The organism is Geothrix sp. 21YS21S-4 (assembly GCF_030845995.1).
Classification (GTDB): domain Bacteria; phylum Acidobacteriota; class Holophagae; order Holophagales; family Holophagaceae; genus Geothrix.
This window is the reverse complement of record NZ_CP132719.1, coordinates 435,238-460,042: the sequence shown is the minus strand read 5'-3', so window position 1 is coordinate 460,042 and position 24,805 is coordinate 435,238. Positions and strand designations below refer to the sequence as shown.

General features: G+C 69.2%; 21 protein-coding genes. 10 read left to right on the top strand and 11 right to left on the bottom strand.

What is annotated here, in order from left to right; translation table 11 throughout:
- Positions 1-2: 2 nt before the first annotated feature.
- The gene (locus tag RAH39_RS02220; RefSeq protein WP_306591173.1) at positions 3-437 is read right to left on the bottom strand and encodes an EamA family transporter; all 435 of its coding nucleotides are present in this window, start codon (positions 435-437) and stop codon (positions 3-5) included.
- A 178-nt stretch (positions 438-615) separates the two neighbouring features.
- Here RAH39_RS02220 and RAH39_RS02215 point away from each other — a divergent pair, with 178 nt between their 5' ends.
- The gene (locus tag RAH39_RS02215; RefSeq protein WP_306591172.1) at positions 616-981 is read left to right on the top strand and encodes a diacylglycerol kinase; all 366 of its coding nucleotides are present in this window, start codon (positions 616-618) and stop codon (positions 979-981) included.
- Between the two features lie 3 nt (positions 982-984).
- On the opposite strand, the gene RAH39_RS02210 is transcribed toward RAH39_RS02215, so the two are convergent.
- The 3 genes from RAH39_RS02210 to RAH39_RS02200 all read right to left on the bottom strand — a co-directional run bounded on the left by RAH39_RS02210 (position 985) and on the right by RAH39_RS02200 (position 3,779).
- Positions 985-1,713 (bottom strand): phosphatase PAP2 family protein, encoded by a 729-nt coding sequence (locus RAH39_RS02210; protein WP_306591171.1) that lies wholly within the window; start codon positions 1,711-1,713, stop codon positions 985-987.
- A 193-nt stretch (positions 1,714-1,906) separates the two neighbouring features.
- Positions 1,907-2,815, bottom strand: coding sequence for a bifunctional methylenetetrahydrofolate dehydrogenase/methenyltetrahydrofolate cyclohydrolase FolD (gene folD / locus RAH39_RS02205; protein ID WP_306591170.1), 909 nt, complete (start codon positions 2,813-2,815; stop codon positions 1,907-1,909).
- A 58-nt stretch (positions 2,816-2,873) separates the two neighbouring features.
- On the bottom strand, positions 2,874-3,779 hold the full coding sequence (locus tag RAH39_RS02200) for a hypothetical protein (protein WP_306591169.1): 906 nt from the start codon (positions 3,777-3,779) through the stop codon (positions 2,874-2,876).
- A 265-nt stretch (positions 3,780-4,044) separates the two neighbouring features.
- Between RAH39_RS02200 and rimP the strand changes: the two genes are divergently transcribed.
- From rimP to hppD, 4 genes are all read left to right on the top strand, one after another.
- Positions 4,045-4,614 (top strand): ribosome maturation factor RimP, encoded by a 570-nt coding sequence (gene rimP / locus RAH39_RS02195; RefSeq protein WP_306591168.1) that lies wholly within the window; start codon positions 4,045-4,047, stop codon positions 4,612-4,614.
- 1 nt (position 4,615) lies between these two features.
- Positions 4,616-5,944 (top strand): transcription termination factor NusA, encoded by a 1,329-nt coding sequence (gene nusA, locus RAH39_RS02190; RefSeq protein ID WP_306591167.1) that lies wholly within the window; start codon positions 4,616-4,618, stop codon positions 5,942-5,944.
- A gap of 57 nt (positions 5,945-6,001) precedes the next feature.
- Positions 6,002-9,007 carry a translation initiation factor IF-2 gene (gene infB, locus RAH39_RS02185; RefSeq protein WP_306591166.1) on the top strand — a complete coding sequence of 1,002 codons (3,006 nt, stop codon included), beginning with the start codon at positions 6,002-6,004 and terminating at the stop codon, positions 9,005-9,007.
- 170 nt (positions 9,008-9,177) lie between these two features.
- Positions 9,178-10,287 (top strand): 4-hydroxyphenylpyruvate dioxygenase, encoded by a 1,110-nt coding sequence (gene hppD / locus RAH39_RS02180; protein WP_306591165.1) that lies wholly within the window; start codon positions 9,178-9,180, stop codon positions 10,285-10,287.
- Positions 10,288-10,404: 117 nt separating this feature from the next.
- On the opposite strand, the gene RAH39_RS02175 is transcribed toward hppD, so the two are convergent.
- Entirely contained in the window at positions 10,405-10,773 is a 369-nt protein-coding gene (locus RAH39_RS02175) for a DinB family protein (RefSeq protein ID WP_306591164.1), read from the bottom strand.
- Positions 10,774-10,904: 131 nt separating this feature from the next.
- Positions 10,905-13,580, bottom strand: a complete 2,676-nt coding sequence (locus tag RAH39_RS02170; RefSeq protein ID WP_306592099.1) for a serine/threonine-protein kinase — start codon at positions 13,578-13,580, stop codon at positions 10,905-10,907.
- A 208-nt stretch (positions 13,581-13,788) separates the two neighbouring features.
- Here RAH39_RS02170 and RAH39_RS02165 point away from each other — a divergent pair, with 208 nt between their 5' ends.
- Positions 13,789-14,190 (top strand): type II secretion system protein, encoded by a 402-nt coding sequence (locus RAH39_RS02165; RefSeq protein ID WP_306591163.1) that lies wholly within the window; start codon positions 13,789-13,791, stop codon positions 14,188-14,190.
- A 34-nt stretch (positions 14,191-14,224) separates the two neighbouring features.
- On the top strand, positions 14,225-14,737 hold the full coding sequence (locus RAH39_RS02160) for a DUF4149 domain-containing protein (protein ID WP_306591162.1): 513 nt from the start codon (positions 14,225-14,227) through the stop codon (positions 14,735-14,737).
- A gap of 2 nt (positions 14,738-14,739) precedes the next feature.
- On the opposite strand, the gene RAH39_RS02155 is transcribed toward RAH39_RS02160, so the two are convergent.
- The 5 genes from RAH39_RS02155 to hflX all read right to left on the bottom strand — a co-directional run bounded on the left by RAH39_RS02155 (position 14,740) and on the right by hflX (position 21,419).
- Positions 14,740-15,333 carry a hypothetical protein gene (locus RAH39_RS02155; protein WP_306591161.1) on the bottom strand — a complete coding sequence of 198 codons (594 nt, stop codon included), beginning with the start codon at positions 15,331-15,333 and terminating at the stop codon, positions 14,740-14,742.
- Between the two features lie 34 nt (positions 15,334-15,367).
- Positions 15,368-16,471 carry an efflux RND transporter periplasmic adaptor subunit gene (locus tag RAH39_RS02150; protein WP_306591160.1) on the bottom strand — a complete coding sequence of 368 codons (1,104 nt, stop codon included), beginning with the start codon at positions 16,469-16,471 and terminating at the stop codon, positions 15,368-15,370.
- Positions 16,468-19,692, bottom strand: coding sequence for an efflux RND transporter permease subunit (locus RAH39_RS02145; RefSeq protein WP_306591159.1), 3,225 nt, complete (start codon positions 19,690-19,692; stop codon positions 16,468-16,470). The genes RAH39_RS02150 and RAH39_RS02145 overlap by 4 nt, the downstream gene beginning before the upstream one ends.
- Positions 19,693-19,698: 6 nt before the next feature.
- Positions 19,699-20,121: a MarR family winged helix-turn-helix transcriptional regulator gene (locus RAH39_RS02140; protein WP_306591158.1), complete on the bottom strand. Its 423-nt coding sequence runs from the start codon at positions 20,119-20,121 to the stop codon at positions 19,699-19,701.
- 113 nt (positions 20,122-20,234) lie between these two features.
- Positions 20,235-21,419, bottom strand: coding sequence for a GTPase HflX (gene hflX, locus RAH39_RS02135; RefSeq protein ID WP_306591157.1), 1,185 nt, complete (start codon positions 21,417-21,419; stop codon positions 20,235-20,237).
- Between the two features lie 80 nt (positions 21,420-21,499).
- On the opposite strand from hflX, the gene RAH39_RS02130 reads away from it, so the two are divergent.
- Genes RAH39_RS02130 through RAH39_RS02120 form a run of 3 tightly spaced genes read left to right on the top strand, consistent with a single transcriptional unit; the run spans position 21,500 to position 24,734 of the window.
- On the top strand, positions 21,500-22,837 hold the full coding sequence (locus tag RAH39_RS02130) for a response regulator (protein WP_306591156.1): 1,338 nt from the start codon (positions 21,500-21,502) through the stop codon (positions 22,835-22,837).
- A 23-nt stretch (positions 22,838-22,860) separates the two neighbouring features.
- Positions 22,861-24,087 (top strand): FtsX-like permease family protein, encoded by a 1,227-nt coding sequence (locus RAH39_RS02125; protein ID WP_306591155.1) that lies wholly within the window; start codon positions 22,861-22,863, stop codon positions 24,085-24,087.
- Entirely contained in the window at positions 24,084-24,734 is a 651-nt protein-coding gene (locus tag RAH39_RS02120; RefSeq protein WP_306591154.1) for an ABC transporter ATP-binding protein, read from the top strand. The genes RAH39_RS02125 and RAH39_RS02120 overlap by 4 nt, the downstream gene beginning before the upstream one ends.
- Positions 24,735-24,805 lie beyond the last annotated feature (71 nt).

Sequence of the window (24,805 nt, the reverse complement as noted above, 5' to 3'; positions counted from 1 at the left end):
CTTTAGCGCTTCAACGTCAGCACCAAAACACCGCCGGCCACCATCAGGATGCCGGTCCACTCCCGCAGAGAGGGCCTTTCCCCGAGGAACGCCACGGCGAAGACCGCCACCAGGACCAGGCTCAGCTTGTCGATGGGCGCCACCTTCGAGGCCTCGCCCACCTTCAGCGCGCGGAAGTAGCAGACCCAGGACGCGCCCGTCGCCAGGCCCGACAGCGCCAGGAAGAGCCACGTCTTCCCGGAAAAGGCGAAGGGATTGGTCCACTTCCCGCTCAGCCCCACGAAGAGGGCGAGGACGACGAGGATGATGACGGTCCGGATCAGCGTCGCGAGGTCGGAATCGATGCCCCGGATTCCGATCTTGGCGAAGATGGCGGTGCACGCGGCGAAGACCGCCGAGAAGAACGCCCAGTAGAACCAACTGTCGGATGTGGTCATGGGATGCCCCGAGGACAGGGTAAGGCGAATCCTCTCGAGACCGCCCCATCCCCGGCTTCGGTAGACTGGGGGCGGCTCCTCACGGCCTCCGGAAATTGACCGTGATCCCATTCGGGAAGGAGGCCGTTCCTTTTTTCGACGAGGACCTCGGCAGATCCTCGAAACTGGTGGCCGCCCCGTGAAAAACAGATCCTTCTTCCACCGGCTGGGGTTCAGCTTGAGCGGAATCGCGGCGGCCTGCCGGTTCGAGGCCAGCTTCCGCACGCAGGTCGCCATGGCCGCGGGCGTGGTGGGGCTGCTGCTGTGGTTCCGGCCCGCCCCCGTGTGGTGGGCGCTCCTGTCCATGAACTGCAGCCTCGTTCTGGGCGCGGAGCTCTTCAACACGGCCCTCGAGCACGCCCTGGACCACCTGCATCCGGACCTTCACCCCAGCATCAAGATCGCCAAGGACTGCGCCGCCGGCGCCGTGCTGATTTTCAGCGCGAGCGCCCTGATCACCTTTGCCGCGTTCCTGGTTTCCGTCCTGTCGCCTGCACCGCGGTAGGGCTCAGAAATTCACCCGAAGCACGGCCCCCTGATACCCGCTTCCCAGCAGGGGCTCGAAGGAGATGGCCAGCCGCGATTTGGCTTGGGAGCGGAGGGATTCGTTGTAGCGCACCACCGTCCTGCCGACGAAGGTCCCGATGAGGGCACCGCCCAAGACATCCGAAAGGAAGTGGTCGCGCCGCTCCACCCTGGAGAGGGCCACCAGCGAGGCGGTGCCGTAGGAAACGCCGGAAACCCAGGGACTGTCGGCGTGGGCGCTGATCACCGAAGCGAGGATGAAAGCCTGCGCCGTGTGGCCCGAAGGGAACGACTGCCCGCTCTGGAACGGCTTGAAATGGAAGGTCCCCTTGTCCGCGGAAGGCCGCGCCCGCCCCACGACGTATTTCAGGGGAATGATCACCGCCAGTTGAGCGATCGCCATGGACATCCCCGCGTCCGTCCCCACGGATTTGAGCGTCGGGTTGTGGGTGAACTGGCCCCCCAGATAGGCTCCCCCGGCCAGGATCAGGCTGCCGGTGCCGCCCAGGTTCTCCAGGTTCGTGGCGACGCGGTCCCACCCGGGCCGGGCGTTCCGGCGCACCGCCCGGTCGAGGGGAGGATCCAAGGCGATGGCCGCTCCGATGACGCCGAGCGTGCCCAGGGAAAGATTCGTCCAGGTCTGCGCATCCCATTCGCCCGGCTGGCGAAGGACGTGCAGCGTGTCCTTCGCCAACAGATCGGGAAGATTCAAAAGCGCATCGGGCTCCCGCAAGACCGGCGGGGCCAGGGGCGTTTGGGGGAATTCCGCCCGGACGCAGATGGGTCCGAGGAGGAGGATTCCAAGCCATGGGCTAAGCGATCGAAGCGCTCTGGTCATAAAGAACTTCCCTCAGGTCCTCAACTGAGGACGTTTTTTCGCATTCGGGGCAGAGCGCCGCGATCCTTCAGGCGTCCGCCGCCTGAAGGGTGTTGGTCAGCAATCCCGCGATGGTGAGCGGCCCGACGCCACCGGGAACCGGAGTCACCGCGGAAGCGACCTCCAGGGCCTCGCCGTAGCGCACGTCGCCGCACAACACGGCGCCCTTGGCCTTCAGGGTCTCCAGCTTGCGGGGCTCGGCGGCGAAGATCTTCTCCCCAAAGGCCAGGTCCTCCACCCGGTTGATGCCCACGTCCACCACCACCGCGCCAGGCTTGATCCAGCTGCCTTCCACCATCCCGGGGCGGCCCACGGCGGCTACCAGCAGGTCCGCTTCGCGGCAGACGGCGGGCAGGTCCTTCGTGCGGCTGTGGGCGATGGTCACCGTCGCGTGCTGCTCCAGGAGCATCAGCGCCATGGGCTTGCCCACGATCTCGCTGCGCCCCAGCACCACGGCCCGCAGCCCCTTGAGGTCCACGCCGTGATGGGCGAGGAGGGACATGCAGGCACTAGGCGTGCAGGGACGCAGTCCGGGCAGTCCCTCCAGGAGCAGGCCCTGGTTCACGGGATGGAACCCGTCCACGTCCTTGGCGGGGCTGATGCGGTGGAGCGCGCGCTTGGAATCCAGGCCCTTGGGCAGGGGCAGCTGCACGAGGATGCCGTCCACGCCCGGGTCGGCGTTGAGGCGGTCGATGAGGGCGTCCAATTCGGCCTGGGGCGTGTCCGCGGACAGGCGGTGCTCCAGGGACGTGATCCCGACTTTGATGCAGGCGGCGGACTTGTTCCGCACGTAGACGTGACTGGCGGGATCATCCCCCACCAGGACCACCGCGAGGGCCGGCGCCCGGAGGCCCCGCGCCAGGCGGGCTTCCACTCCCTGGCGCACCGCTTCCAGCATGCGGTCCGCGTGCGCCTTCCCGTCCAGCACCTGAGCCATGGGCCGCCCTCTCCACCAAAGGGGACCGCCAGGGCCCCTTTTCCAGCCTACCAGCCGGCTACCACTCGAAGCCCAGCCCCGCCGCCAGCAGATCCGTATCCCGATGGTAGGTCGTCACCGTGCGGTTCCAGGACAGGTGGGCCGTCCAGCGGGGCGCCAACCGCCAGCCCGCTTCCAGGCTGACTCGGCCCGAGAGCCGGAAATCGTCCCGCTCGCCATCAGGATCCAACTGCTCCACGCGGGTGAGGTAGGGGCCGAAGCCCACCGCCAGGTGCAGCCGCCGCTGGAAGTAGTGGCCATCCAGCCAGGCCTGCAGGTTGAGCCCGTCGCGCCGGAGCAACTCCGGGGAACCCTCGTTCACGTACGTGGCGCCCCAGGCCCAGTGGGGCGACAGGCGGCGCCGGTAGAGCACCTGGAAGGCCTCCGCCGTCTCGCTGGAATCGCTGTTGAGGATGGTGGTGCCGTAGAAGAACACCAGCTCGTTCTTGCCGTCGCCCTTCCCCCCGATGGATGGCGCGGGCGGATCCGGAGCTCCCAACCGGAGGTTGAGACCCACCAGGATCGAGGAGGTCACGGGATCGCGCCCTCCCAGGGTGCGGTTGAACTGGATGCGGGCGGCCAGGGGGCCGTCCCCGATGGGGTGGCTCGCGCTCAGGCTGAGCAGGGGCCGGGTCCCGTGATCGTTGCGATACTCCTCGCCCACCATCGACGTGTCGAAGTAACGGTAGACCCCGAGGCCCGCGGCGAGGCGGAGCCCGTGGTCCGGCGCCCTGTGGACGAACCAGGCCTGCGAGACCCAGCCGTCCCGGTGGTGATCGGGGAGGTGGCCTTCGTTCAACCACCCGAAGGACAGCGCCACGCGGGGGAAAATGAACTGGGAGTAGTCCATCCGCCAGGCGTAGGTGAAGTCGCGGTGCCCCACCTCATGGAGCCGGCCCCACCCCAGCGACACCTGCTGGGCCATCGCCGGACTCGCGCCCGCGCAGACCAGAACCCCGAGCCGACACAGCCTTCCAAACCCCGTTCCCGCCCGAGCCATGCATCCCCCCACCCGACCGGGCGAAGGTCCATTGAAGCATCCCCCTCGGAAACCCACCGGATCTCTTCCCGGCCTTGAGCCCAACAAAGGATGGCGGTAGACTCCAAGATCAATTCGGCCATGGCCACCCCCTTCGGGGTGCCAAGACTGGGTGGGCTCGACCCACCTTTTTTGTTGTTCTGGAGTTCCCTTGGATCTGAAGAAGGTGCAGCCGCCCCTCGAGCGCCAGCTGGCCCTGCTGGGGTTCGAGCTGGTGCACCTGGAGACCGCCCGCGAAGGGCGGGACGAGGTGCTGCGCCTCTACATCGATCACCTGGACGCCGAGGCCACGGGGCGCCGCATCACCCTGGACGACTGCACCGCCGCCCACGAAGGGCTGCTGCTATGGATGGACGTGGAATTCCCCGACCTGCGCGAGACCCTGGGCGTGGAAGTGAGCAGCCCCGGAATGGAGCGTCCCCTCCAGAAGGCCAACCACTTCCGCCGCTTCGCCGGCTACCTGTGCCGCATCCAGACCGCCGGCCCCATCAATGGCCAGAAGCGGTTCAAGGGCTGGATCGGTCCCGTGGAGGACGGCAGCGTCACGATCGAGGAGGACGGCGTCCTCAAGGCGGTTCCCCTCGACGCGATCCAGAAGGCGCGGCTGGCGCCCTTCGACGAAGAGAAGACCCCGCGGCCGAAGCACTTGGCCGCCCGTTTCACCGAAGCACCGGATGCCGACGGCGTAGAGACAAGCGCCGCCGAGGACGAGGAGGCCTGACATGGCGAACGTAGCAACGACCTTTTTCGACAGCGTGAAGATGATCGCCGCTGAAAAGGGGATCAACGAGGAGGACGTCTTCGCGGCGGTGGAGGAAGCCCTCGCCAAGGCCGCGGACAAGTTCTTCAACGCCCAGGATTTCTACGGCAACTTCCAGGCCCAGATGGACCGGGAGACGGGCGAGTTCCACGTCTACGCCCTGAAGCAGGTGGTGGCCGAGGTCGAGGAGGAGGATCTGGAGATCAGCCTCGCCGAGGCCCAGCAGCTGAATCCGGATGCCGCCGAGGGCGACACCCTGTGGCTGCCCCAGGACACCAGCCAGCTCGGCCGCATCGCCGCCCAGGCCGCCAAGCAGGTTCTCGTGCAGAAGGTGCGCGAGGCCGAGCGCGAGCGGATCTTCACCGAGTTCGCCGATCGCATCGGCGAAGTGGTGGTGGCCGAGGTCAAGCGCTTCGAGAAGAGCGCCATCATCCTCGAGATCGACCGCGTGGAGTCCATGCTGCGCCGCAGCGAGGCGCTGCGCGGCGACCGCTTCGACAAGGGCCAGCGCATCAAGGTGGTCATCGTCAGCGTGGACCGCAGCGCCAAGGATCCTCAGGTCCAGGTCAGCCGCACCGATCCGCGGCTGCTGATCAAGCTGTTCGAGAACGAGGTGCCCGAGATCCACGACGGCACCGTGGTCATCCGCAACTGCGTGCGCGAGGCCGGCGACCGCGCCAAGGTGGCCGTCCACAGCCTAGATCCGGACGTGGATCCCGTGGGCGCCTGCGTGGGCCTCAAGGGCAGCCGCGTCCAGGCCATCATCCGCGAGCTGAAGAACGAGAAGATCGACATCGTCCGCTACTCCGACGACGCCGCCCAGTTCATCGCCAACGCCCTCAACCCCGCGAAGGCCCTCCGCGTCCACCTCGGCGATCCCGAGGCCCGCCGGGTCGAAGTGGTGGTCGACGACGAGCAGCTCAGCGTCGCCATCGGCAAGCGCGGGCAGAACGTCCGCCTCGCCGCCAAGCTCACGGGCTGGAACATCGACGTCCGCAGCGAAGCCGACAAGCGCCGCGAGGCGGAAGTCGCCATGGGCCTGGCCCTGCCCGACGTCAGCGCCGAGGCCACCCCTGAAGCGCCCGCCGCCGCGCCCGCTTCCGCCCTCCTCGAGCAGATCCAGGTGGAGGGTCTGGACGCGGCCCTGGCCGAGCGCCTGGCGACCGCAGGATTCCCCGACGCCAAATCCCTTTACACTGTCACTGCCGAGCAGCTCATGCAGGTGGAAGGCATGGACCAGGATCTGGCCTTCCGTCTCATCGATGCCGTGCAGGCCCACTTCGGGGAGTAGGCTGTAGACCTGCAGCCCTTCCCGTTTCCCCCACCCAGGCCGAGGTAATCCGCTTACATGCTGCGCATCAACCAACTCGCCAAAGAGCTCGGAGTCGCCAACCAGGAGGTCATCGAGGCCTGCGAGAAGCGCCTGGGCCTCCAGGGGAAGAGCCATAGCTCCAACCTCACCGATGACCAGGCGGACCAGCTCCGCCGGTCGTTCCAGGGCAAGAGCAAGGGAGAGGCCGAAGCCCCCCCCCTGGCCCTCCACAAGCCCTCCGCCGCCGTCCGGATCGTGAAGGGCCCGCTCCTTCCCTCCGGCCCCCAGGCCGAGGCGGAAATCCGCTCCGAGGCCCCGCGCCCCGCGCCCGCCGTGCTCGTGAAGAAGCCCGAGCCGCGGCTCGACGCTCCCACCGAAGCGGCCGCCGCGCCGGCTTCCCCCTCGTCGGAGGCCCCGGCCGCCCCCAGCGCGCCGGCCGCTCCCGCCAAGCCCGTGGAGCCGCCGCAGGAGACGTTCTCCCGGCTGAAGGTCTCCATGGGAACGCCCGCGCCCGCCGCGCGGGAGGAAAAGCCCGCCCGCTACATCCAGTTGCCCCCCGCCCGCCCTACGGGCCAGAGCCCGCGGCCTCCCCAGGCCGCCGCCCAGGGACCTCGCCCCGAAGCCGGCGCCCGGCCCATCGTCCAGCGCCCCGGCCAGAGCTCCGTGCCCACCAACGTCCAGCGTTCGGGCATGCCCCAGAAAGAGAAGGCCGTCCTTCCCATGGCCACCAACACCGGCCGCGGCGAAGTGCGCCATGAGCCCCCGGTCCCCGTGTCCCCGGCCCGGCGCCCCTACATTCCGCCCGCCATCACCGAGATGAGGCCGGACCAGGGCTTCAGCCGCATCAAGACGTCGGATACTCCCGCTCCCACGCCCCGTCCCCAGGAGCCCGCCCGCTACATCCAGCTGCCCCAGCCCCGCCCCGCCGGCGGTGCGCGGCCCGGCGGCCCCGGAGGGCGCCCGGGTGGCGGCCCCGGCAGCCGTCCCGGTGGTCCCGGACGCGGCCCCGGCGGTCCCGGCCGGCCCGGAATGGGTTCCCGTCCCGGAGGCCCCGGCGGTCGTCCCGGCGGTCCCGGACGCGGCCCGATGCTTCCCTCCGCGGGTCCCATCGATCCCAACAGCCAGAAGGGCCCCGGTCGCGGCGCCCATCAGGGCGGCAAGAAGAAGAAGGGCGGCTACGTCCGGAGCAAGGAGGAGGAACTCGACCTCAAGCTCCGCCAGCCCCGCTCCCGCGCCCAGCAGGTGGCCAGCGAGTACATCGAGGAAGAGATCGGAATCGTCATGCTCTCCGAGGGCGTGACGGTGAAGGAACTCGCCGAGAAGTGCAACCGCCCCGCCAAGGACGTGGTGGCCAAGCTCCTCCATCGCGGGATCTTCGCCACCATCAACCAGCCCCTCGACACCGAGATGGCCAAGGACATCGCCCGGGAATTCGGGTTCCTGGCCGACATCGTCTCCTTCGAAGAGGATGTCCAGCTCACGTCCGACGAATCCGCCGACGTCCAGGGCGAGAAGCGTCCCCGGCCTCCGGTCGTCACGATCATGGGCCACGTCGACCACGGCAAGACCTCGCTGCTCGACGCCATCCGCAAGACCAAGGTGGCCGCGGGCGAAGCCGGCGGCATCACGCAGCACGTGGGCGCCTACCACGTGGACGTGAAGGACCCCAACACGGGCGAGATGCGCCAGGTGGTCTTCCTCGACACCCCGGGCCACGAAGCGTTCACCAAGATGCGCGCCCGGGGCGCCAAGGTGACGGACATCGCCATCCTCGTGGTGGCCGCGGACGACGGCGTCATGCCCCAGACCGTGGAATCCATCAACCACGCCAAGGCCGCCGACGTCCCGCTCGTGGTGGCGGTCAACAAGATCGACAAGCCCGGCGCCAATCCGGACAAGGTCCAGCAGGGCCTGCTCCAGCACAGCGTCCAGACCGAGGCCTACGGCGGCGACGTCCCGGCGGTTCTCGTCAGCGCCAAGACCCAGCAGGGCCTCGACGAACTTCTCGAGACGCTGCTGCTCGTGGCCGACCTGAAGGAACTGAAGGCCGTCTACGACTGCCCCGCGGCCGGCTCCATCATCGAAGGCCGCCTGGATCGGGGCCGCGGTCCCGTGGCGACGGTCCTCGTGCAGCGCGGCACCCTGAAGGCCGGCGACATCTTCGTGGCCGGCGCCACCATGGGCCGGGTCCGGGCCATGTTCGACGACCTGGGCCGCAAGGTCACGGAAGTCGGTCCCTCCAGCGCCGTGCAGATCCTCGGCTTCGAGGAAGTGCCCAGCGCCGGCGACAACTTCCAGGTGGTCGAGGACGAGGGCAAGGCCCGCACGATCGTGACGTTCCGCCAGGAGAAGGCCAAGCAGGCGGCTCACCTCAAGCAGCGCGCCACGCTCGAGACGCTGTTCAGCACCCTCAAGGACGGCCAGGTCAAGGAGCTGCCGCTCATCATCAAGGCCGACACCCAGGGTTCCGTCGAATCCCTGGTGGGCCAGCTCGAGCGTCTCAGCACCGAGAAGGTCCGGGTGCGCATCATCCACAGCGCCGCCGGCACCGTCACGGAGAACGACATCCTGCTCGCCGAGGCCTCCAAGGCCACCATCATCGGCTTCCACACCAAGGCCGAGAAGAAGACCGAGGAGCTCGCCCGCGAAGAGGGCGTGGATCTGCGCTTCCACGACATCATCTACAAGGTCACGGAAGAGATCGAGCAGGCCATGGTCGGAATGCTCGACGCCACGGAGAAGGAGACCGTCCACGGCCAGGCGGAAGTGCGCCAGCTCTTCAAGATCGGCCGCACCGTCATCGCCGGGTCCTTCGTCACCGAGGGCAAGGTCCAGAAGAGCTACAAGGTCCGCGTCAAGCGCGGCGAGGAGGTCCTGTTCGAGGGCGGCCTCAAGAACCTCAAGCGCTTCAAGGAGGACGTGACCGAGGTGAAGAACGGCCTCGATTGCGGCATCTCGCTCGACGGGTTCGACGACCTGAAGGAAGGCGACGTCCTGGAGTTCTTCAGCAAGGAGAAGGTGATCGCCACCAGCCTCAGCTGAGCGCTTCCCTTCCCCAGAAACGGCCCGCTTCGGCGGGCCGTTTTTTTGCAGCAAACAAAGCCCCTTCTCGATTTCAAATATTGAACACACTTGAGTAATCATTCACATGTGATTTCAATCACGAAGCCTTGTCTCCACACTGGGCATCCAAATCCTCAGCGAGGTGCCCCGTGTCCACGCCCAGCTTCGATCTCACCGCTCCCGCCCAGCGCACGCCCGCCACCAACCCCATGGGATTGGTCCGCATCGACCACTTCCAGATGACCGGCTCCCTCGAACGGCTGGAACCCCTCTACCGCAGCCTGGGCTTCGCCCGCATCGCCAGCGGAGCCCACGCCTGGGGCCGGGCGATCCACCTCCGGCAGCAGCGGATGGACATCGTGATCTTCGAGGCCGACGGTTCCCATCCCGCGGGGCGCTACTTCCAGGCCCACGGCGAGGGCGTCTGCGCACTCAACTTCCTGGTGGACGATCTGGATGTGGCCCTCGGTCACGCGCGGACCCAGGGCGCGCGCGTGATGCTGGAACCGGAGGTCCACGCGCTCGGCGAGGGCACGCTCCGCTTCGCGGCCATCCAGGGCGTGGGCGACGTGTGGAACTTCCTGGTGGAACGGCGGGGCGAGCCCTCCGCGTTCTGGCCCGGCCTCGCGCCCGATGCGGCCCCCGCCCTCTGCGACCCGGGGCTGGTGCGGGTGGACCACCTCACCAACAACGTGGGCCCCACCGAGATGGACGCCCTGGTGGACTTCTACGAGCGGGTCTACGGATTCGGCGTCACCCGCGAATTCCACATCCGCGGCGCTCTGGGGACCGGGCTGGATTCCAAGGTGGTCCAGAGCGCCAACAACCAGGTCATCATTCCCATCAACCAGCCCACCGACGACAAGAGCCAGGTGCAGGAGTACATCACCCGCCACCGTGGCCAGGGCGTGCAGCACATCGCCCTTTCCACCACCGACATCTTCCACACCCTCCGCACCCTCCAGGCCCAGGGCTTCCGGTTCCTGCGCGTCCCCGACACCTACTACGAACTGCTGCCCGGGCGCATCGCCAAGAGCGGCTACACCGTGCGCGAGGACCTGCCCACCGTGCAGGAACTGGGCGTCCAGATCGACGGCGACGAGACCGGCTACCTCCTGCAGATCTTCACCGAGGACCAAATCGGACCCCTGTTCTTCGAGATCATCCAGCGGCGCGGGAACCTGGGCTTCGGCGAGGGGAACTTCCAGGCGTTGTACGATTCCATTGAGTTGGATCAAAAGAAGCGTGGGGTCCTCTAACCGCCGCCCCGTGATTCGCTCCTCGCCGGGTCCCGGCTCCGCGGGCTCCCCCGGACCCCGCTCCACCACCCGGCCGGTCGCGACCATCGAGCTGGATCAAAAGAACCGGGGCGTCCTCTAAGTCAGCCGCTTGATGAGCTGGATCTGCCCGGCGTGGTGCAGGTCGTGGGCGGCGACGCCGAGGATCAGGTCGCGGATGCGGTAGGTTTTCTTGGCGCTGGGACGGTCCAGGTCTTCCGGCGCCAGGAGCGCCACGGCATCGCGCAGTTCGCGATGGAGGCGGTCCAGCAGGGCCAGGTCGGCCTCCCACTGGGCGGCGTCGGCTTCGGGCCGGGGGAACCAGTTGGATCCCTTCAGGGGAAAGGCGCCCTTCGGCAACGCCTTCAGCTGCCGCAGGACGGTGTATTTCCAGTAGGCCAGGTGGTACCACCAGCTCCTGGATGGAGGGCCGTTCGGGGGCCGGCCGCCGGGCGGCGGTGGCCGCATCCAGGCCGCGCAACGCGCCTTTCAGGTTGGCGCCGTGCCAGGACTTGCGGTCGAAGGCCTGATCGAGGACCCGAAGGATCAGATCGACCTCGCGCGACATGGGGACCTCCTCCTGCGGAATCGGAGCGTCGCTACTTCAGCCCCTCCACCAGGTAGAGGGCGCTGAGCTTGCGATCGTAAGTGAAGGCGAAGGCCTTGGCGTCGGGGGTGGCGTAGGCGGTGCGGGTCTGGAGGTAGCCCGAGGCGTCGGGCGGGGCGAAGCGGTGGACCTCCACTCGCCGTCCGGTGACGGGATCCAGCCGGTGGATGATCACGGGCAGTACCGACAGCTCCGGCCGAAGGAAGATGCCGCGGCTGTCGGCCGTCCAGCTGATGAGCCGTTCCTCGGGCTGAACCCCGCGGATGGGCTGGGGCGCCCCGCCTTCCATGGGCAAGACGAACCAGGTCTTGCGGTCGCTGGTGATGAACAGCCGCTTGCCGTCGGGGGAAAGGGGGCTGCTCCCCACGATGTTGTGCCCGAACCCGTCTTCGGTGATGGCCCGGGGCTCGCCGCCGCCGAGATCCGCCAGGTAGTACCTCAATCCCCGCCCCTTCTCGCTCCCCTGGAAGAGCACGCGGCGGCCGTCCGGCAGAAGGAACGCGCAGCCCACCACCTGGAACCGATCCGGCAGCGGCAGGGCGATGGGCCGTCCCGGCCCGGTGGGGATGAACACCAGGCACGGCTTGGGGGCGATGGGATCGAGGACCGCCGCGGGATCCAACCCCGCCTGCACCAGCGCGGCGGTCACGCCCGTGTCCAGATCCTTCGGCGTGAGCCCGTTGAACGTGCAATGCACCCATCGCCCGCCCAGGGAAAATCCGTAGGGATTGCCCTTGGCCAGCTTCTGGGGCACCCCCGGCCCGAAGGCCCCGAGGAAGGCCTCATCGAGGGCCGTCCCCCCATCCAGCGCCGGGGATTCCAGGAGCAGTAGGGACCGGCCATCCGGACTCAGGCCCTGGACCTGGGTGCCGGTGCGGATCGAGCGTTCATGGGCGATGGGATCTCCGGCCCGCTGCACTAGCACGCCCCGCCGCACCTGGTGGTTGGCCAGGAGGGCCCGCCCGTCCGGAAGGGCGTCCATGAGCTGCTTCGTCCCGTCGCCCCGCCACAGCAGGCGCGGCTGGGCGCCGACCCGCAGCGCCCACAGGGCCGTCTGATCGGCCTGGAGTTCGGACAGCCACAGGTCGCCGCCGGGGCCCCAGGCCAACCCGGTGAGGGTGTCGCCGGAACCGTCGCCGGCCTTCTCGAACAGCACGGCGCGCTTGCCGTCCCGGCCGAGCAGGACGACCTTGGCCCCGCCGTCCTGGGCCTCCACGTAGGCCAGTTGCTCTCCGGAGCGGGAGAGGTGGATGAGCTTGACCGTGTGGCTAATCCCGACGGATTCGAAGGCCGTCCGGCCCACCGGAAACTCCAGCCGCGTCCGCTGGGCGTCGTCGTTGGTCAGGAGGGCCAGCCCCTGGCCGTCCCAGGCCGCTTCCACCACGTCCGCCCGCAGGTCCCTGGGGCTGTCGCCCCCGGCGGGGACCTGGGCCAGGGTGCCGCGGTAGCGCCCCAGCAGCCAGCGGCGGGGATGCCGGAGCAGGGCCAGGTCGTTGTTCCGCGACACGCCCACCAGGAGGGCGTCCTTCAGGCCCAGGGGCTTGGGCTCGGGGCTGCGCGGATCGATGACGAAGACTTCGGTCTCGCCGCCCCCGATCCGCGCCGTGTAGAAGATGGTCCTGCCGTCCGCTCCGAAGAAGGCGGATTCGACGGTCCCGGGCGTGAAAAGCAGCCGCTGGAACGTGGGCGCCCCGCCCTGGGGCCGGCCGCGAAAGGCCCAGAAAGCCGCGGCCCCGACCAGGGCGAAGCTCACCCCTAGCGCCGCGCGGCGCAGCCAGGAGCGCCGCAGGAATCCGGTTCCCGGCAGGGGCAGCAGGCTCTCGAACGACAGGGGCGCCTCCAGCCCGAAGGCCAGGTCCTTCATGCTCTGGAACCGGTCCTGGGGGCGCTTCTCCAGGCAGCGCAGCACCAGCCGCTCCAGCCCCGGGACGAGGGGTCCCCGCAGGCCGCTGAAGGGCGGAGGCGCGTCCCGCAGGATGGCCGTGAAGGTCTCCGCGCCGCTGGACGCCACGAAGGGCCGGCGCCCCGTGAGCATCTCGTAGAGGACCACGCCGAAGCTGAAGATGTCCGAGCGCGGATCCACGGGCTCGCCGCGCACCTGCTCGGGGCTCATGTAGCCCACGGTGCCGACGAGCATCCCCGCGTCGCTGAAGGCGACGGGGGACGCGGAACCGGGCCGCAGGGTCTCCATCCAATCCCGGCCGGTCTCCACTTCCTTGGCCAACCCGAAGTCGAGCACTTTGATCTGCCCGTCGTCGGTGACGAAGATGTTGTCCGGCTTCAGGTCCCGGTGGACGAGGCCCTTCTCGTGGGCGGCGCCGAGGCCGCGGGCGATGAGGAGGGCCCATTCCACCGCCTTGCGGGGAGGAAGGGGGCCCGCGTCGATCACCTGGCGGAGCGTCTTGCCCTCCAGCAGTTCCATCACCGCGTAGGCGAAGCTCCCGTCCCAGCCGAAATCGAAGATGCCCAGGATGTTGGGGTGCGAGAGGGCTGCCACCGCCTTGGCCTCCCGCTCGAAGCGGGCCTGCATCCGCGGATCCTGGTACAGCGCCTGGGGCAGTACCTTGATGGCCACCAGCCGGTCCAGCTTGGGATCGCGGGCCTTGAAGACCTCGCCCATCCCTCCGGATCCCAATTGACTCAGGATCTCGTAGGGGCCAACGCGCATTCCGGGGGCGAGGTGCATGGGTCGAGGTCGGGGGACTCGGATTGGAGCGGGGAGGACGGAATCGACGGAAATCCCTGTCCAACGTGTTTTTGTTGATTAGGCCATCGGTTGCCATCATTCCGCCGCAGCCTCTCCCGGGTCAAGCGCGGGTCGCCCGTCGGCCCGCGCGGCTTCGGTTCCGAGCCTCCGACTGAGGTAAGGTGATTCCATGCGCGTCCCTTCCCGCCAGCGCGGCTTCACCCTTCTCGAGCTGCTGACCGTCATGACCATCCTGGCCCTGCTGGCCACGGTGGGCCTGGCCGGCTACCGCCACAAGACGCTGGTGGCGCGGGAGGCGGTGCTGAAGGAGAACCTCTTCCAGATCAACCACGCGCTGGAGCAGTACCGCGCCGACCGCGGCAAATATCCCGCGACGCTGAACGCCCTGCGCGAGCTGGGCTACCTCCGCGACATTCCCTGGGATCCGATGACGCGGTCGCGGGACACGTGGGTGACGGAGTTCGAACCCCCCGATCCCGAGAACCCCGACTCCGAAGTGGGCATCTTCCGGGTCCGCAGCGGCTCCGCCGACAAGAGCGAGGACGGGGTCCCGTACAACGAGTGGCAGTAGGGCCGTCCGCCGCCGCTTCCCTTCCGAGGACGCCATGATCGCTCGCTCCCTCCGCCGCCTCGACCGGGCCTCCGCCGGCCTCCTCCTGCTGTGGGCGGGCGCGGCCCTGGGCTTCGGAATCTGCGCTCCCCTGCTGTTCCGGGAACTGCCCAGCCGGGACCTGGCGGGCCGGATCGCCGGGCTGATCGTCGCCCGTCTGGACTGGTTGGCCTGGGGCGCTTTCGCCCTCGCGGGCCTGAGCTGGGGCGCCCGCTGGATGGCCGACGTGAAGGAGGACCTCATCGGTCCCCTCCGCCTGTGGAGCGCGGCCTGGCTGGTGGCGCTGCTCATGTGCCTGGCCAGCACCTCCATCGTCACCCCGAAGATCCGGGCGATCCGCGCGCGCATCGCCGCGCCCATCGAGACCCTGCCCCCCGACCACGCGGATCGCGTGGCCTACAACCGGGCCCACGGCCTCAGCCGCAACCTGTTCTTCCTGCGGATCCTGCTGGCGGTGGGGCTGGCCGGCACCGTCGGGCTCATGGGCGGGATCGACAAGAAGGCCTGACCTCACTTCTCCGCGGAAAGCGGAACCCCGTCCGGCAGCGCCCTCCGCTGTCGGTTCCACTGGGGGGACGGCCGAAACCCGGAGCGGTAGAGCCCCGGCCCGTCGGGAAGGTCCTTCAGGCGCTCGGCCTCGACGGCCTGGAGTTCCTGGCGCACCTTCCGCTGGAATACGAAGGAACCGTGAAGGGAACCATCCAGGAAAGCCAGATAGCCGCGGGCGCTGCGGTCCCGGTACCGCTCCTTCTCCACGACCTCCAACGCGAGGAACAGGGAACTGGCGATCCAGGGCTCCAGGGCGTCCTCGCACCGGGTCCACCCGAGGATGGGGACCTGGATCTCGATCTCGTAATCCACCGGCGTCGGCGTGATCAGGAAGTCGTACCGATCACCCAGTCCGGGCACGAGCCGGAAGCGGGCCTTCTTGTCCGCGCGCGCCAGCCGGCGGACCACCTCCCGGAGACTGGGCGAATGGGCAAGCACCCACCGGTAGGTCGCCAGAATCATGGGATCCGAGCCCGGATACATCGGAAGCTCGACGACCGACTCCGGCCCGATGAGGGCCGGAGGCTGGGGAGGAGGCTGGAGGGAGATCGGCATCATCGCCCGGGGTTCGATCGCCCCAGGGTGACAGCTAGCTCTGCGGGACCTGCACTCGATCGCCGTCTTTCAGGGCCGGCGGCGGATCGAGAAGGACCACCTCGCCCTCCTTCAGGCCCTGGAGCACGCGGACCTTCTGGCCTTCGGGCGTTCCCGCCTGAACCTGCTGGAAGCGCACCCGGCCGTCGGCCTGGACGACGGCCACCAGGGCGCGGTTGTCCCGCTGGGTCAGCGCTTCCTCCGGGATCGTCAGGCGGGGCGCCGCCTGGACCTTCAGGGTCACCTGGACGAAGCCCCCGGGCAGGAACGCGCCGTCCCGATTGTCCAGATCCGCCTCCGCGAGGAGGGTCCGGGTCTTGGGATCCAGGGCGCCGCTCAGGCGGGCGATCGTGAGGGACCGCACCACTTCGGGATGATCCACCGGGCGGACGTCCAGGCCCGTCCCCACCCGCGCCGCCGCGGCCACGGAGGCGTCCAGGTAGAACGTCACGCGCAGGCGGTCAACCTGGGCGAGGCTCACCAGGGGCTGGGCGCTGCTGGTGGATCCGCCGTTCTGGATGAGGGCGCCGGGATCCGCGAAGCGCTGGGTGATCACGCCGGCGAAGGGCGCCCGAACGATCTCGTAGCCCTTCAGCGTGACTTCGGAGGCCAGCTTGGCCTCGGCCACCCGGGCGTCCGCCTCCGCCTGTTCCGCATCCCGGGGACTCAACAGCCCGTCCTTGCCCAGGGCGCGGGAGCGCTCGGCGTTCCGGCGCTTGTTGTCCGCGTCGGCCTGGAGCGCCTGGATGTCGCGGTCCGTCTCCGGCGCCTCCACCACGGCGATGGTCTGGCCCTTGGCCACGGCGGAGCCCTTGTCCACGGAAATGCTCCGCAGGAACCCGCTGACCTTGGCGTAGAGGGTGGTGCTCACGTAGGGCAGGGATTCACCCTGGAGCACCAGCCCCCGGTCGCCGCCTTCCAGAACGGCCTTGGCCGTCCGGACGAGGGGCCCCGCGCTGGCGGCGGACTGGAGTTCCTTCGCCTCCCGCCGGTGGCTGGCCTGTTGGGCCACCAGGAGGGCCGCCACGCCGCCGGCCGCCAACAGGACCGTGATGATGCCGCCCCGCTTGAAGGCGGGGGATTCCGCGCGCTCGCTCATGCTTCACTCCCTTGCTGCTCTTCCTGGAACCGACTCTCCAGCAGGTGGGCCGTGGGCGGCTTCTTCCGCAGGAGGCTGTAGACCACGGGGACGACGAACAGGGTGACGAAGGTGGCCATCACGAGGCCCCCGATCACCGCACGTCCCAAAGGCGCGTTCTGGCTGCCCGCCTCGCCGAGGGCCAGGGCCATGGGCACCATGCCGATGATCATCGCCAGGGCCGTCATCAGCACGGGGCGGAGGCGCACGCGCCCGGCCTCGTAGGCGGCCTCCAACGCGCTCAGCTCCGGCCGGGCTACGCGGACCTCGTTGGCGAAGCTGACGATCAGGATGGCGTTGGAGGTGGCGATGCCCACCGCCATGATGGCTCCCATCAGGGATTCGACGTTGAGGGTGGTGCCCGTCAGGGCCAGCACCCACAGGATGCCCATCAGAGCGCCGGGGACGGCGGTGATGATGATGAACGGATCGAGCCAGCTCTGGAACAGGACCACCATCAGGAGGTAGACCAGCGCGATGGCGATGATGAGGCCGCCGCCCAGGCTCCGGAAGGATTCGGTCATCACCTCGTTCTGGCCGCGGATCCGGATGCGCGTCGCGGCGGGAAGCTTGCCGAGGCCGCGGATCTTGCCCTCGATCTCCTTCACCACGCTGCCCAGGTCGCGCCCATCCACGTTCGCCATCACGTCCATGACGCGCTGGACGGTGAAGTGGGTGATCTCGCTGGGCGTGCTCACCCGCTGGAGGGAGGCGATGCTGGCCAGGGTCCCGAACTGGGGCTGGGCGGCGGGACCCGCGGAGCGGAAGGGATCGGTCTGGGTGAGCGCCGCGGCGCCCGGAGGGCCGAAGGGCGTCGCCAGGAGCTTCTCCGGCGAATCCACACCGGCGAGGGGCGTCTTCACCACCACCGTGTAGTTGACCCCGTTGGCGGGATTCAGGAAGTAGGAGGGCGCCAGCTGGCCGTTGCCCGACAGCGAGACCAGCAGGCCGTTGGCCACGTCCCGCTGGCTGGCTCCCAGGCGCGCGGCGCGGAGGCGATCGACGTCCAGCCGGTAGGCCGGGGCGTCCACCACCTGCTTGACGCGCACATCCACGGCGCCGGGGATCCCCTGGATCGCCGTCTTGAGCTGCTGGGCGAGGGCCGAGTTGGCCACCAGGTTGGGCCCTTCGATCTGGACGTCGATGGGCGCGGCCACGCCGAAGTTGAGCACCTGGCTCACGATGTCCGCGGGCTGGAAGTAGAAGCTGGTCCCCGGGAATGCTTTGGGCAGCACCGCGCGGAGGGCCCGCATGTGCTCCGCCGTGGGCCGGTGCTCGGGCGCCAGGGAGACGAAGATGTCCGCGTCCTGGCTCGTGACGTTGTCGCTGGGCATGAAGGCCAGGTTGAAGGCGTTGGGCACGCCGATGTTGCTGTTCACGGAGCGGAGTTCCGCGGCGGGGATGGTGCGGCGGATCTCCGCCTCCACGCCGGCCACCAGCCGCTCGGTGGCCTCCAGCCGCTGGCCGGTGGGCGCGCGGACGTGCAGCTTCATCAGGCCCACGTCCACCGCCGGGAAGAAGTCCTTGCCGATCACGAACAGGAGGCCCGAACTGACCACCACGAACGCGATGGACACCATCAGGACGAATACCCGGTGATGGAGCACCTGGTCCAGGGCCCGGCCGTAGGCGTCCTGCAGGCGACCCAGCCAGTGCTCGCGCCAGGCGTTGAACCGGCCGACGAAGCTCTCCGGCTCGGGGTGGTCGTGGCCCATCAGCATCCGGGCCATGGTGGGCACCAGGGTCCGGGACAGGACGTAGGAGGCGAGCATGGAGAACACCACGGCCATCGCCAGCGGCGTGAAGAGGTACTTGGCGGGGCCCACCAGCAGGACCACCGGGAAGAACACGATGCAGATGGCCAGCGTCGCCACGATGGCGGGCACGGCGATCTGGCTGGCGCCGTCGAGGATGGCCACCGTCAGCGGCTTGCCCATGGCCTGGTTGCGGTGGATGTTCTCCACCTCCACCGTGGCGTCGTCCACCAGCATGCCGATCGCCAGGCTGAGCCCGCCCAGGGTCATGATGTTCAGGGTCTGGCCCGTCAGCTTCAGCCCGATCAGGCCCACCAGGACCGCCAGGGGAATGCTGGTGCACACGATCAGCATGCTGCGCCAGGAGCCCAGGAACAGCAGGATCATCACCGACACCAGCAGGGAGGAGATCAGGGCCTCCTTCACCACGTCCTGGATGGCCGCCCGCACGAAGTGGCTCTGGTCGAAGTCGAACTTCAGCTCCAGGCCTTCGGGCGCCGCGGCCTGGATGGCCGGCAGGGCCTCCTTGGCGGCGTCCACCACCGCCAGCGTGGAGGCGTCGGCCTTCTTCAGGATGGCGAGGTACGTGGCCCGCTTCCCGTCGATGCGCACCACGTTGGTCTGGTCGGCGAAGCCGTCGTAGACGCGCGCCACGTCCTCCAGGAACACGGGCGCCCCGTTCACCACCTTCACCGGCAGGCGGTTGAAGGCGGCGATGGTGGTGGGGCTGGAGTTCGTCACCACCGGCACTTCGCGGGTGCCCATCCGGGCGGTGCCCGCGGGCGTGATCACGTTCTCCGCCGACAGCGCGTTCACCACGTCCGCGGGCCCCAGGCCCCGGCCCGCGAGCTTGGCGAGATCCAGGTCCACGGACACCTGCCGCCCCTTGCCGCCGTAGGGCAGCGGCGTAGTGAGGCCGGGAATCGTGAACAGCTTCAGGCGGATGAAGTTCGTGGCGTAGTCGAAGACCTGCTGTTCCGGCAGCTTGTCGCTGCGCGCGCTGAGCTGGACCACGGGCACGTTGCTGGCGTTGAACTGGATGATGGCGGGAGCCGTGGCGCCCGGCGGCATGATACGGAGGACGGTGCCGCTCACGGCGGAGATCTGCGCGATGGCGGCCCCGATATCCGTGCCGGACTGGAAGTAGACCTTCATCAGGCCGACGCCCTGGATGCTCTGGGATTCGATCCGCTCGATCCCGTTGACGGTGGTGGACAGCGACCGTTCGCTGATGGTCACCATCCGGCGTTCCATCTCCTCGGGGCTGAGGCCGTTGTACTGCCAGACCACCGCCACCACGGGGATGTCGATGCTGGGGAAGATGTCCACCAGCATGCGCTGGACGGACAGGACGCCCATGAGGAGCACCAGCAGGCACATCACGGCGGTGGTGTAGGGACGGCGGAGGGCGAGGCGGACGATCCACATGGCGGCTTACTCCCCTGCGCTCTCAGGCGTCGAAGCGGCATCGATCAGTTCCGCTTCCATCCGGTCCAGGTTGCCCATCACGGCGCCGAGGATCTCGCGGATCCGCGCCCGCTCGGCAGCATCGAACCCCCGCTCCATCCCTTCCCGCATGAACCGGCGGAAATCCTGCAGTTCCTGCACCAGCGGCTCCGCCGCGGGCTGGAGGCGGAACAAAACCTTCCGGCGGTGGGCGGGATCGCCCTCGGCGCGGATCAGGCCGCGATCCTGCAGGGTGCGCAGGATGCGGGTCGCCGTGGGCTTGTCCATCCACGTGCAGCGGGCCAGATCGCCGTGGCAGCGCCCGTCCTTTTCGGCCACGGCCATCAGGAGCTGGTACTGCTGGGGCGACAGGCCGAAGGGCGTCAGGCGACGGAAGGCCACCTGGCGCATGCGGCTCTTCACGGCGGTGATCAGGTGGGGAAGGCTAGCGGAAGTCCAGAAAGAATCTAGTTGCATAAGCAACGATTTATATCACACCGTGTTCGGTTGTCCAGACGCGGACTTCACACCGCCGCGGGCTCGGCCAGTTCCCAGGCCTCCAGATCCCGCGGCCGGGGCGGGCCGGGAATCAGCTCCCGCAGCCACCCGCGGATCTCCTGGACCCCGGCGCCTTCCACGGCGCAGGCCTGCACGGCCCCCGGGTGGCGCTTCTTCAGATCCAGCTTCTGCGGGCGGTGGAGGCGGTCCACCTGGTTGAGCACCAGAAGGCGGGGCTGGGCCTCGCCCCCGTCAGGCTCGCACCCGATTTCCCGGAGAGTGGCCCCCACCACGCGCAGGTGGTCCTCCAGGTCCGGATGGGCGGCGTCGGCCACCACCAGCAGCGCATCCGCCGTCCGCACTTCGCTCAGGGTGCTGCGGAAGGCCGCCACCAGCTGATGGGGGAGCTTGCGGATGAAGCCCACGGTATCGGCCACCAGGCAGTGCTTGGGGCCGGAGCCTTCGCCCGTCTCGGGATCCACGTCCTGCCCCAGCCAGGCCTTGCGGGTGGTGGTGTCGAGGGTGGCGAACAGCAGGTCGCGGGGCTCCCCTTCCCCCGTCAGGGCCTTCAGGAGGCTGGTCTTGCCGGCGTTGGTGTAGCCCACGAGGGCCACGCGGGGGAGGCCCTTCGGCCGGCCCTGGCGCTGGGTCTGCCGCACCTGCTCCAGGTGGGTCAGCTCCCGCTTGAGCTGGCTGATGCGGGTGCGGATCATCCGGCGGTCCACCTCGATCTGGGTCTCGCCCGGCCCGCCGCGGAGGCCCACGCCGCCGCCCTGGCGCTCCAGGTGGGTCCAGGCGCCCTTGAGGCGGGGCAGCTCGTATTCGCACCGCGCCAGCTCCACTTGGGCCTTGGCCTCCCGCGTCTGGGCCCGCTGCTCGAAAATGCTGAGGATCAGCCCCGTCCGGTCCAGGCAGATCAGGCCCGTCAGCTTTTCGATGGCGTTCACCTGGCTGCCGCTCAGCTCGTCATCGCAGATCAGGTGGCGGACGTCCTGGCGGGCGGCCTCCTCCGCCAGGGCCTCCAGCTGCCCGGAGCCGTAGAAGGTCCGCGGCGCGATGACCGACCGCCGGAGGCGCCGCCGGGCCCACACCTCGAACCCGCAGCTCCGCGCCAGTTCGGCCAGTTCCAGGAGGTGATCCTCGATGCCCTCCTCCCGGTCCTCGGCCCCTTGGCGGGCGATGAGCAGACAGCGGGGAGAATTTTCGGTCATGAGGCAAAGCTGCCGTGCCGACCGGCAATAATCAAGCCCCCGGCCCTCAGGTCGATGGAACAGACAGGAGCCACCCCCGCATGGCCATTTTCGGGCTGAAAAAATCCAAGTCCTCGGAGGGCTCCGAGCTGGTGTTGGCCTATCTGGAGGATCTCCAGCGCGTTCGGACCCCCATCAGCGTGGTGGACCGCAACGGCCGCGGCGTTCCGGGCCTCGTCACCTCGGTCACGGAAGAGCGGGTCGGGATCAACCTCCAGGGCCCCCTGACGGTCGAGAAGGGCGCCGAGCTCAGCCTGGTCTTCGTTCTGGAGGGCCTGCGGTTCAAGGCCACCACCCGCCTGCTGGAGGCCAAGGCCGGCACCGCCGGCGTCGAACTCCCCGCCGCCATCGCCCTGGCCGAGCGCCGCAAGAAGCCCCGCGCCCGCCTGAACGCGCGCGAGGGCGCCACCGCCACGGCCCTGATGAGCCTGTTCGACGGCGTGGGGATCAGCGGCCCCATCGAGAACGTGTCGGAAGGGGGCGTCTGCATCCGCGTGGACCGCGCCATGGAGGTCAAGACCCAGCGGAAGATGCACCTGGGGGCGAACCTGATGCCCGTCGGCCAGGAACTGATGCTGGTGAAGCTCTCCAAGCTGCCCAAGTGCCCGCCGATCGAGCTGTCCGGAAGGGTGGCCTACCTCGACGCCAGCCAGGGACTGCTGGTGGGCATCGCGTTCGAATCCGGGAAGGACGCGCTGCTCGCCCCGATCAAGGCCCTGGTGGCCAGCCGCGCCGGCGCCATTCCCACCGCCGTCCCCCCCAAGGCCCGCCGCTCGCCGGAACCGCCCCGGGAGCCCGAGGAAGCCCGCCCAGTCGCCAAGAAGGAAGCCCCTCCCGTCCGCGAAGCAGCGCCCGCCGCCGAGGCCCCCGCTCCCCTGCCCCCGGCGCCGGAACCGCCCGTTGCGGCGGCCCCCGTTCCACCGCCCCCCGCACCGGCAGCGACCGCGGAGGAGCCCCCGCCCCCGGACGAGCGCTCCCAGGCGCTGCTCCGCGTGAAGAAGCGGACCCGCGGCATCCTCCTGGCGATGCCCGCCGGCCCGGCCCGGGACGAGCTCGCCGCCTTCCTCACGGAGGACGGCTACGGCCGGATCCTGTTCGCCGACACCCTCACGGGCCTTCTCGATCACCTGGACCGGCCCGGCCTCCACCTGATCCTGGTGGACGGGGGCGTCGCCGAGGTCCAGGGCCTGGCCCTGGCCTCCCTCCTCCGCCGCCGGATGGAGGAGGAGATGCCGCCGGTGATCCTCGCCGAGGATTCCGTGGACGCGGAACTGGTGGTGGGCGCGCGGCAGACGGGCGTGGCGCAGATCCTCGTGAAGCCCTACGGCCTGGACCTGGATTTCCGCCGCCTCCTGGAGGCGCACCTGGGGCTGGGCTGAGTCCGACCGGCTACCCTGGCTCCATGTCCTCGTTCGAACGCACCGTCGCCGACCGCTACCTGAAGACCCACCGCCGCGGGGCCTTCGTGCGGATCATGGTGCGGTTCGCCCGGGGGGGAACGGCCCTTGGCGTCTTCGCCATGATCGTGACCCTGGCCGTGATGAACGGCTTCCGGGAGGAGATCCAGGCCACCCTCTTCAGCGCCACGGCCCACTTCACCGTGTTCCACTTGGCGGGCGACATCCCGGACACCGAGGCCGCCCTACGGACCGTCCGCGCCGTCCCCGGCGTCCGCGCGGCTTCCCCCATCCGCCTGGAGAAGGGCCTCCTGCGCCGCCCCGACAGCGACCAGCCCCCGGAGACGGTGGTGGTGAAGGCGGTGGATCCCGCCACCGCCGAGGGGACCTCCAGCATCTTCGACTCGCTGAAGCCCACGCCCATCCGCCAGCTGCGGGAGGGCGAGATCATCCTCGGGCAGGAGCTGGCCCAGCGCCTGGGCCTGCGGATCGGCGACACCGCGGCACTGGCCGTCTTCCGCCTGGAACTGGGCCTGGGGGGCCAGCAGCCCAAGCTGGCGGCCTTCCGCGTGGCCGGGACCTTCTACAGCCACAGTTCCGAATACGACAAATCGTGGGCCTTCATCCACCTGGCGGACGCCATGCGGCTCGCCCGCTCCGAGGGCCGGGCGGAGATGATCGAGGTCCGCGCCGACAGCATCGACGCCATCGAGACCGTGAAGCCGCGGGTGATCGAGGCCCTGGGACCCGCCTTCCACGCCACGGATTTGCGCGAATCCAACAAGGCCCTCTTCGCCGCGCTCACCGTGGAGAAGTGGGCCTTCGCCGCCGTCCTCAGCCTCATCGTGCTGGTGGCCGCCTTCAACATCGTGGCGTCTCTGGTGCTGCTGGTCACGGAGAAGCGCCGCGACCTGGGCGTGCTGCTGGCGCTGGGCGCCACGCCGAAGCAAATCCAGCGGCTGTTCGAGCTGCAGGGCCTCCGGATCGGGGCCGTGGGCACCGCCTGGGGCCTGGGGCTGAGCGTCCCGCTGTGCCTGGTGCTGGACCGGTTCCGCCTCGTCAAGCTGCCCGCCGCCGTCTACGACTTCATCACCTACATGCCCTTCCGGCTGAAGCTCCTGGACGTCCTCCTGGTGGGCGCCCTGCCCCTCCTGGTCTCGTGGCTGGCGGCCCGCTATCCGGCGAAGAAGGCCGCCGCGCTGGATCCCGTCGACGCATTGAGGGCCGAATGATCGGACAGAGCCTTTCCATCCGAGACCTGAGGAAGACCTATCCCGGGAACGCGCATCCGGTCTTCGACGGGTTCTCCCTGGAGATCGAGGCGGGCAGCCTCTGCGCCGTCGTGGGCGTCTCCGGCGTGGGGAAGACCACCCTCCTCAACTGCATCGCGGGCCTGGACCACTGGGAGGAGGGCGGGATCACGGTGGGCGACTCGCCCGTTCCCGAAGGCGCCGAGGCCCGGGCCCTCTACCGCCGCCGCCGCGTGGGCCTGGCCTTCCAGCAGCCCCACCTCCTGCCCGAGTTCACCGTGCGCGAGAACCTGCGGATGCCCCTCCTCATCGAAGGTAACGTGTCTCCGGAAGGGGAGGCCTGGATCGGACAGTTGCTGTCCATCGTGGGCCTGGGGGATCTCGGCGAGCGCCTTCCGGGCCAGCTCTCCGGAGGCCAGGCCGCCCGCGCCGGGCTGGCCCGGGCCCTGGTCAGGAAACCCGCGCTGTGGCTCCTGGACGAACCCACGGGCAACCTGGACCCCGCCACCGCCGAAGAGGTCTTCGGGTTCCTCCTGGGCCTCCACGCCGACCTGCGCCCCACCACCCTGCTCGTCACCCACAACCCCGGCCTCGCCGCGCGGTGCGAGCGGACCGTGCGGCTGGGATGAAAGATCACCACCAAGACGCCAAGAACGCCAAGAACTGAAAAAAGCTTTTCTTGGTGCCTTGGTGTCTTGGT

Excerpts from the sequence above, each read along its gene's own strand:
- RAH39_RS02220 (WP_306591173.1), bottom strand. The coding sequence starts at position 437 with ATGACCACATCCGACAGTTGGTTCTACTGGGCGTTCTTCTCGGCGGTC.
- folD (WP_306591170.1), bottom strand. The coding sequence starts at position 2,815 with ATGGCTCAGGTGCTGGACGGGAAGGCGCACGCGGACCGCATGCTGGAA.
- RAH39_RS02200 (WP_306591169.1), bottom strand. The coding sequence starts at position 3,779 with ATGGCCCAGCAGGTGTCGCTGGGGTGGGGCCGGCTCCATGAGGTGGGG.
- nusA (WP_306591167.1), top strand. The coding sequence starts at position 4,616 with ATGGCGAACGTAGCAACGACCTTTTTCGACAGCGTGAAGATGATCGCC.
- infB (WP_306591166.1), top strand. The coding sequence starts at position 6,002 with ATGCTGCGCATCAACCAACTCGCCAAAGAGCTCGGAGTCGCCAACCAG.
- RAH39_RS02175 (WP_306591164.1), bottom strand. The coding sequence starts at position 10,773 with ATGCGGCCACCGCCGCCCGGCGGCCGGCCCCCGAACGGCCCTCCATCC.
- RAH39_RS02170 (WP_306592099.1), bottom strand. The coding sequence starts at position 13,580 with ATGCGCGTTGGCCCCTACGAGATCCTGAGTCAATTGGGATCCGGAGGG.
- RAH39_RS02165 (WP_306591163.1), top strand. The coding sequence starts at position 13,789 with ATGCGCGTCCCTTCCCGCCAGCGCGGCTTCACCCTTCTCGAGCTGCTG.
- RAH39_RS02160 (WP_306591162.1), top strand. The coding sequence starts at position 14,225 with ATGATCGCTCGCTCCCTCCGCCGCCTCGACCGGGCCTCCGCCGGCCTC.
- RAH39_RS02155 (WP_306591161.1), bottom strand. The coding sequence starts at position 15,333 with ATGCCGATCTCCCTCCAGCCTCCTCCCCAGCCTCCGGCCCTCATCGGG.
- RAH39_RS02150 (WP_306591160.1), bottom strand. The coding sequence starts at position 16,471 with ATGAGCGAGCGCGCGGAATCCCCCGCCTTCAAGCGGGGCGGCATCATC.
- RAH39_RS02145 (WP_306591159.1), bottom strand. The coding sequence starts at position 19,692 with ATGTGGATCGTCCGCCTCGCCCTCCGCCGTCCCTACACCACCGCCGTG.
- RAH39_RS02140 (WP_306591158.1), bottom strand. The coding sequence starts at position 20,121 with ATGCGCCAGGTGGCCTTCCGTCGCCTGACGCCCTTCGGCCTGTCGCCC.
- hflX (WP_306591157.1), bottom strand. The coding sequence starts at position 21,419 with ATGACCGAAAATTCTCCCCGCTGTCTGCTCATCGCCCGCCAAGGGGCC.
- RAH39_RS02130 (WP_306591156.1), top strand. The coding sequence starts at position 21,500 with ATGGCCATTTTCGGGCTGAAAAAATCCAAGTCCTCGGAGGGCTCCGAG.
- RAH39_RS02125 (WP_306591155.1), top strand. The coding sequence starts at position 22,861 with ATGTCCTCGTTCGAACGCACCGTCGCCGACCGCTACCTGAAGACCCAC.
- RAH39_RS02120 (WP_306591154.1), top strand. The coding sequence starts at position 24,084 with ATGATCGGACAGAGCCTTTCCATCCGAGACCTGAGGAAGACCTATCCC.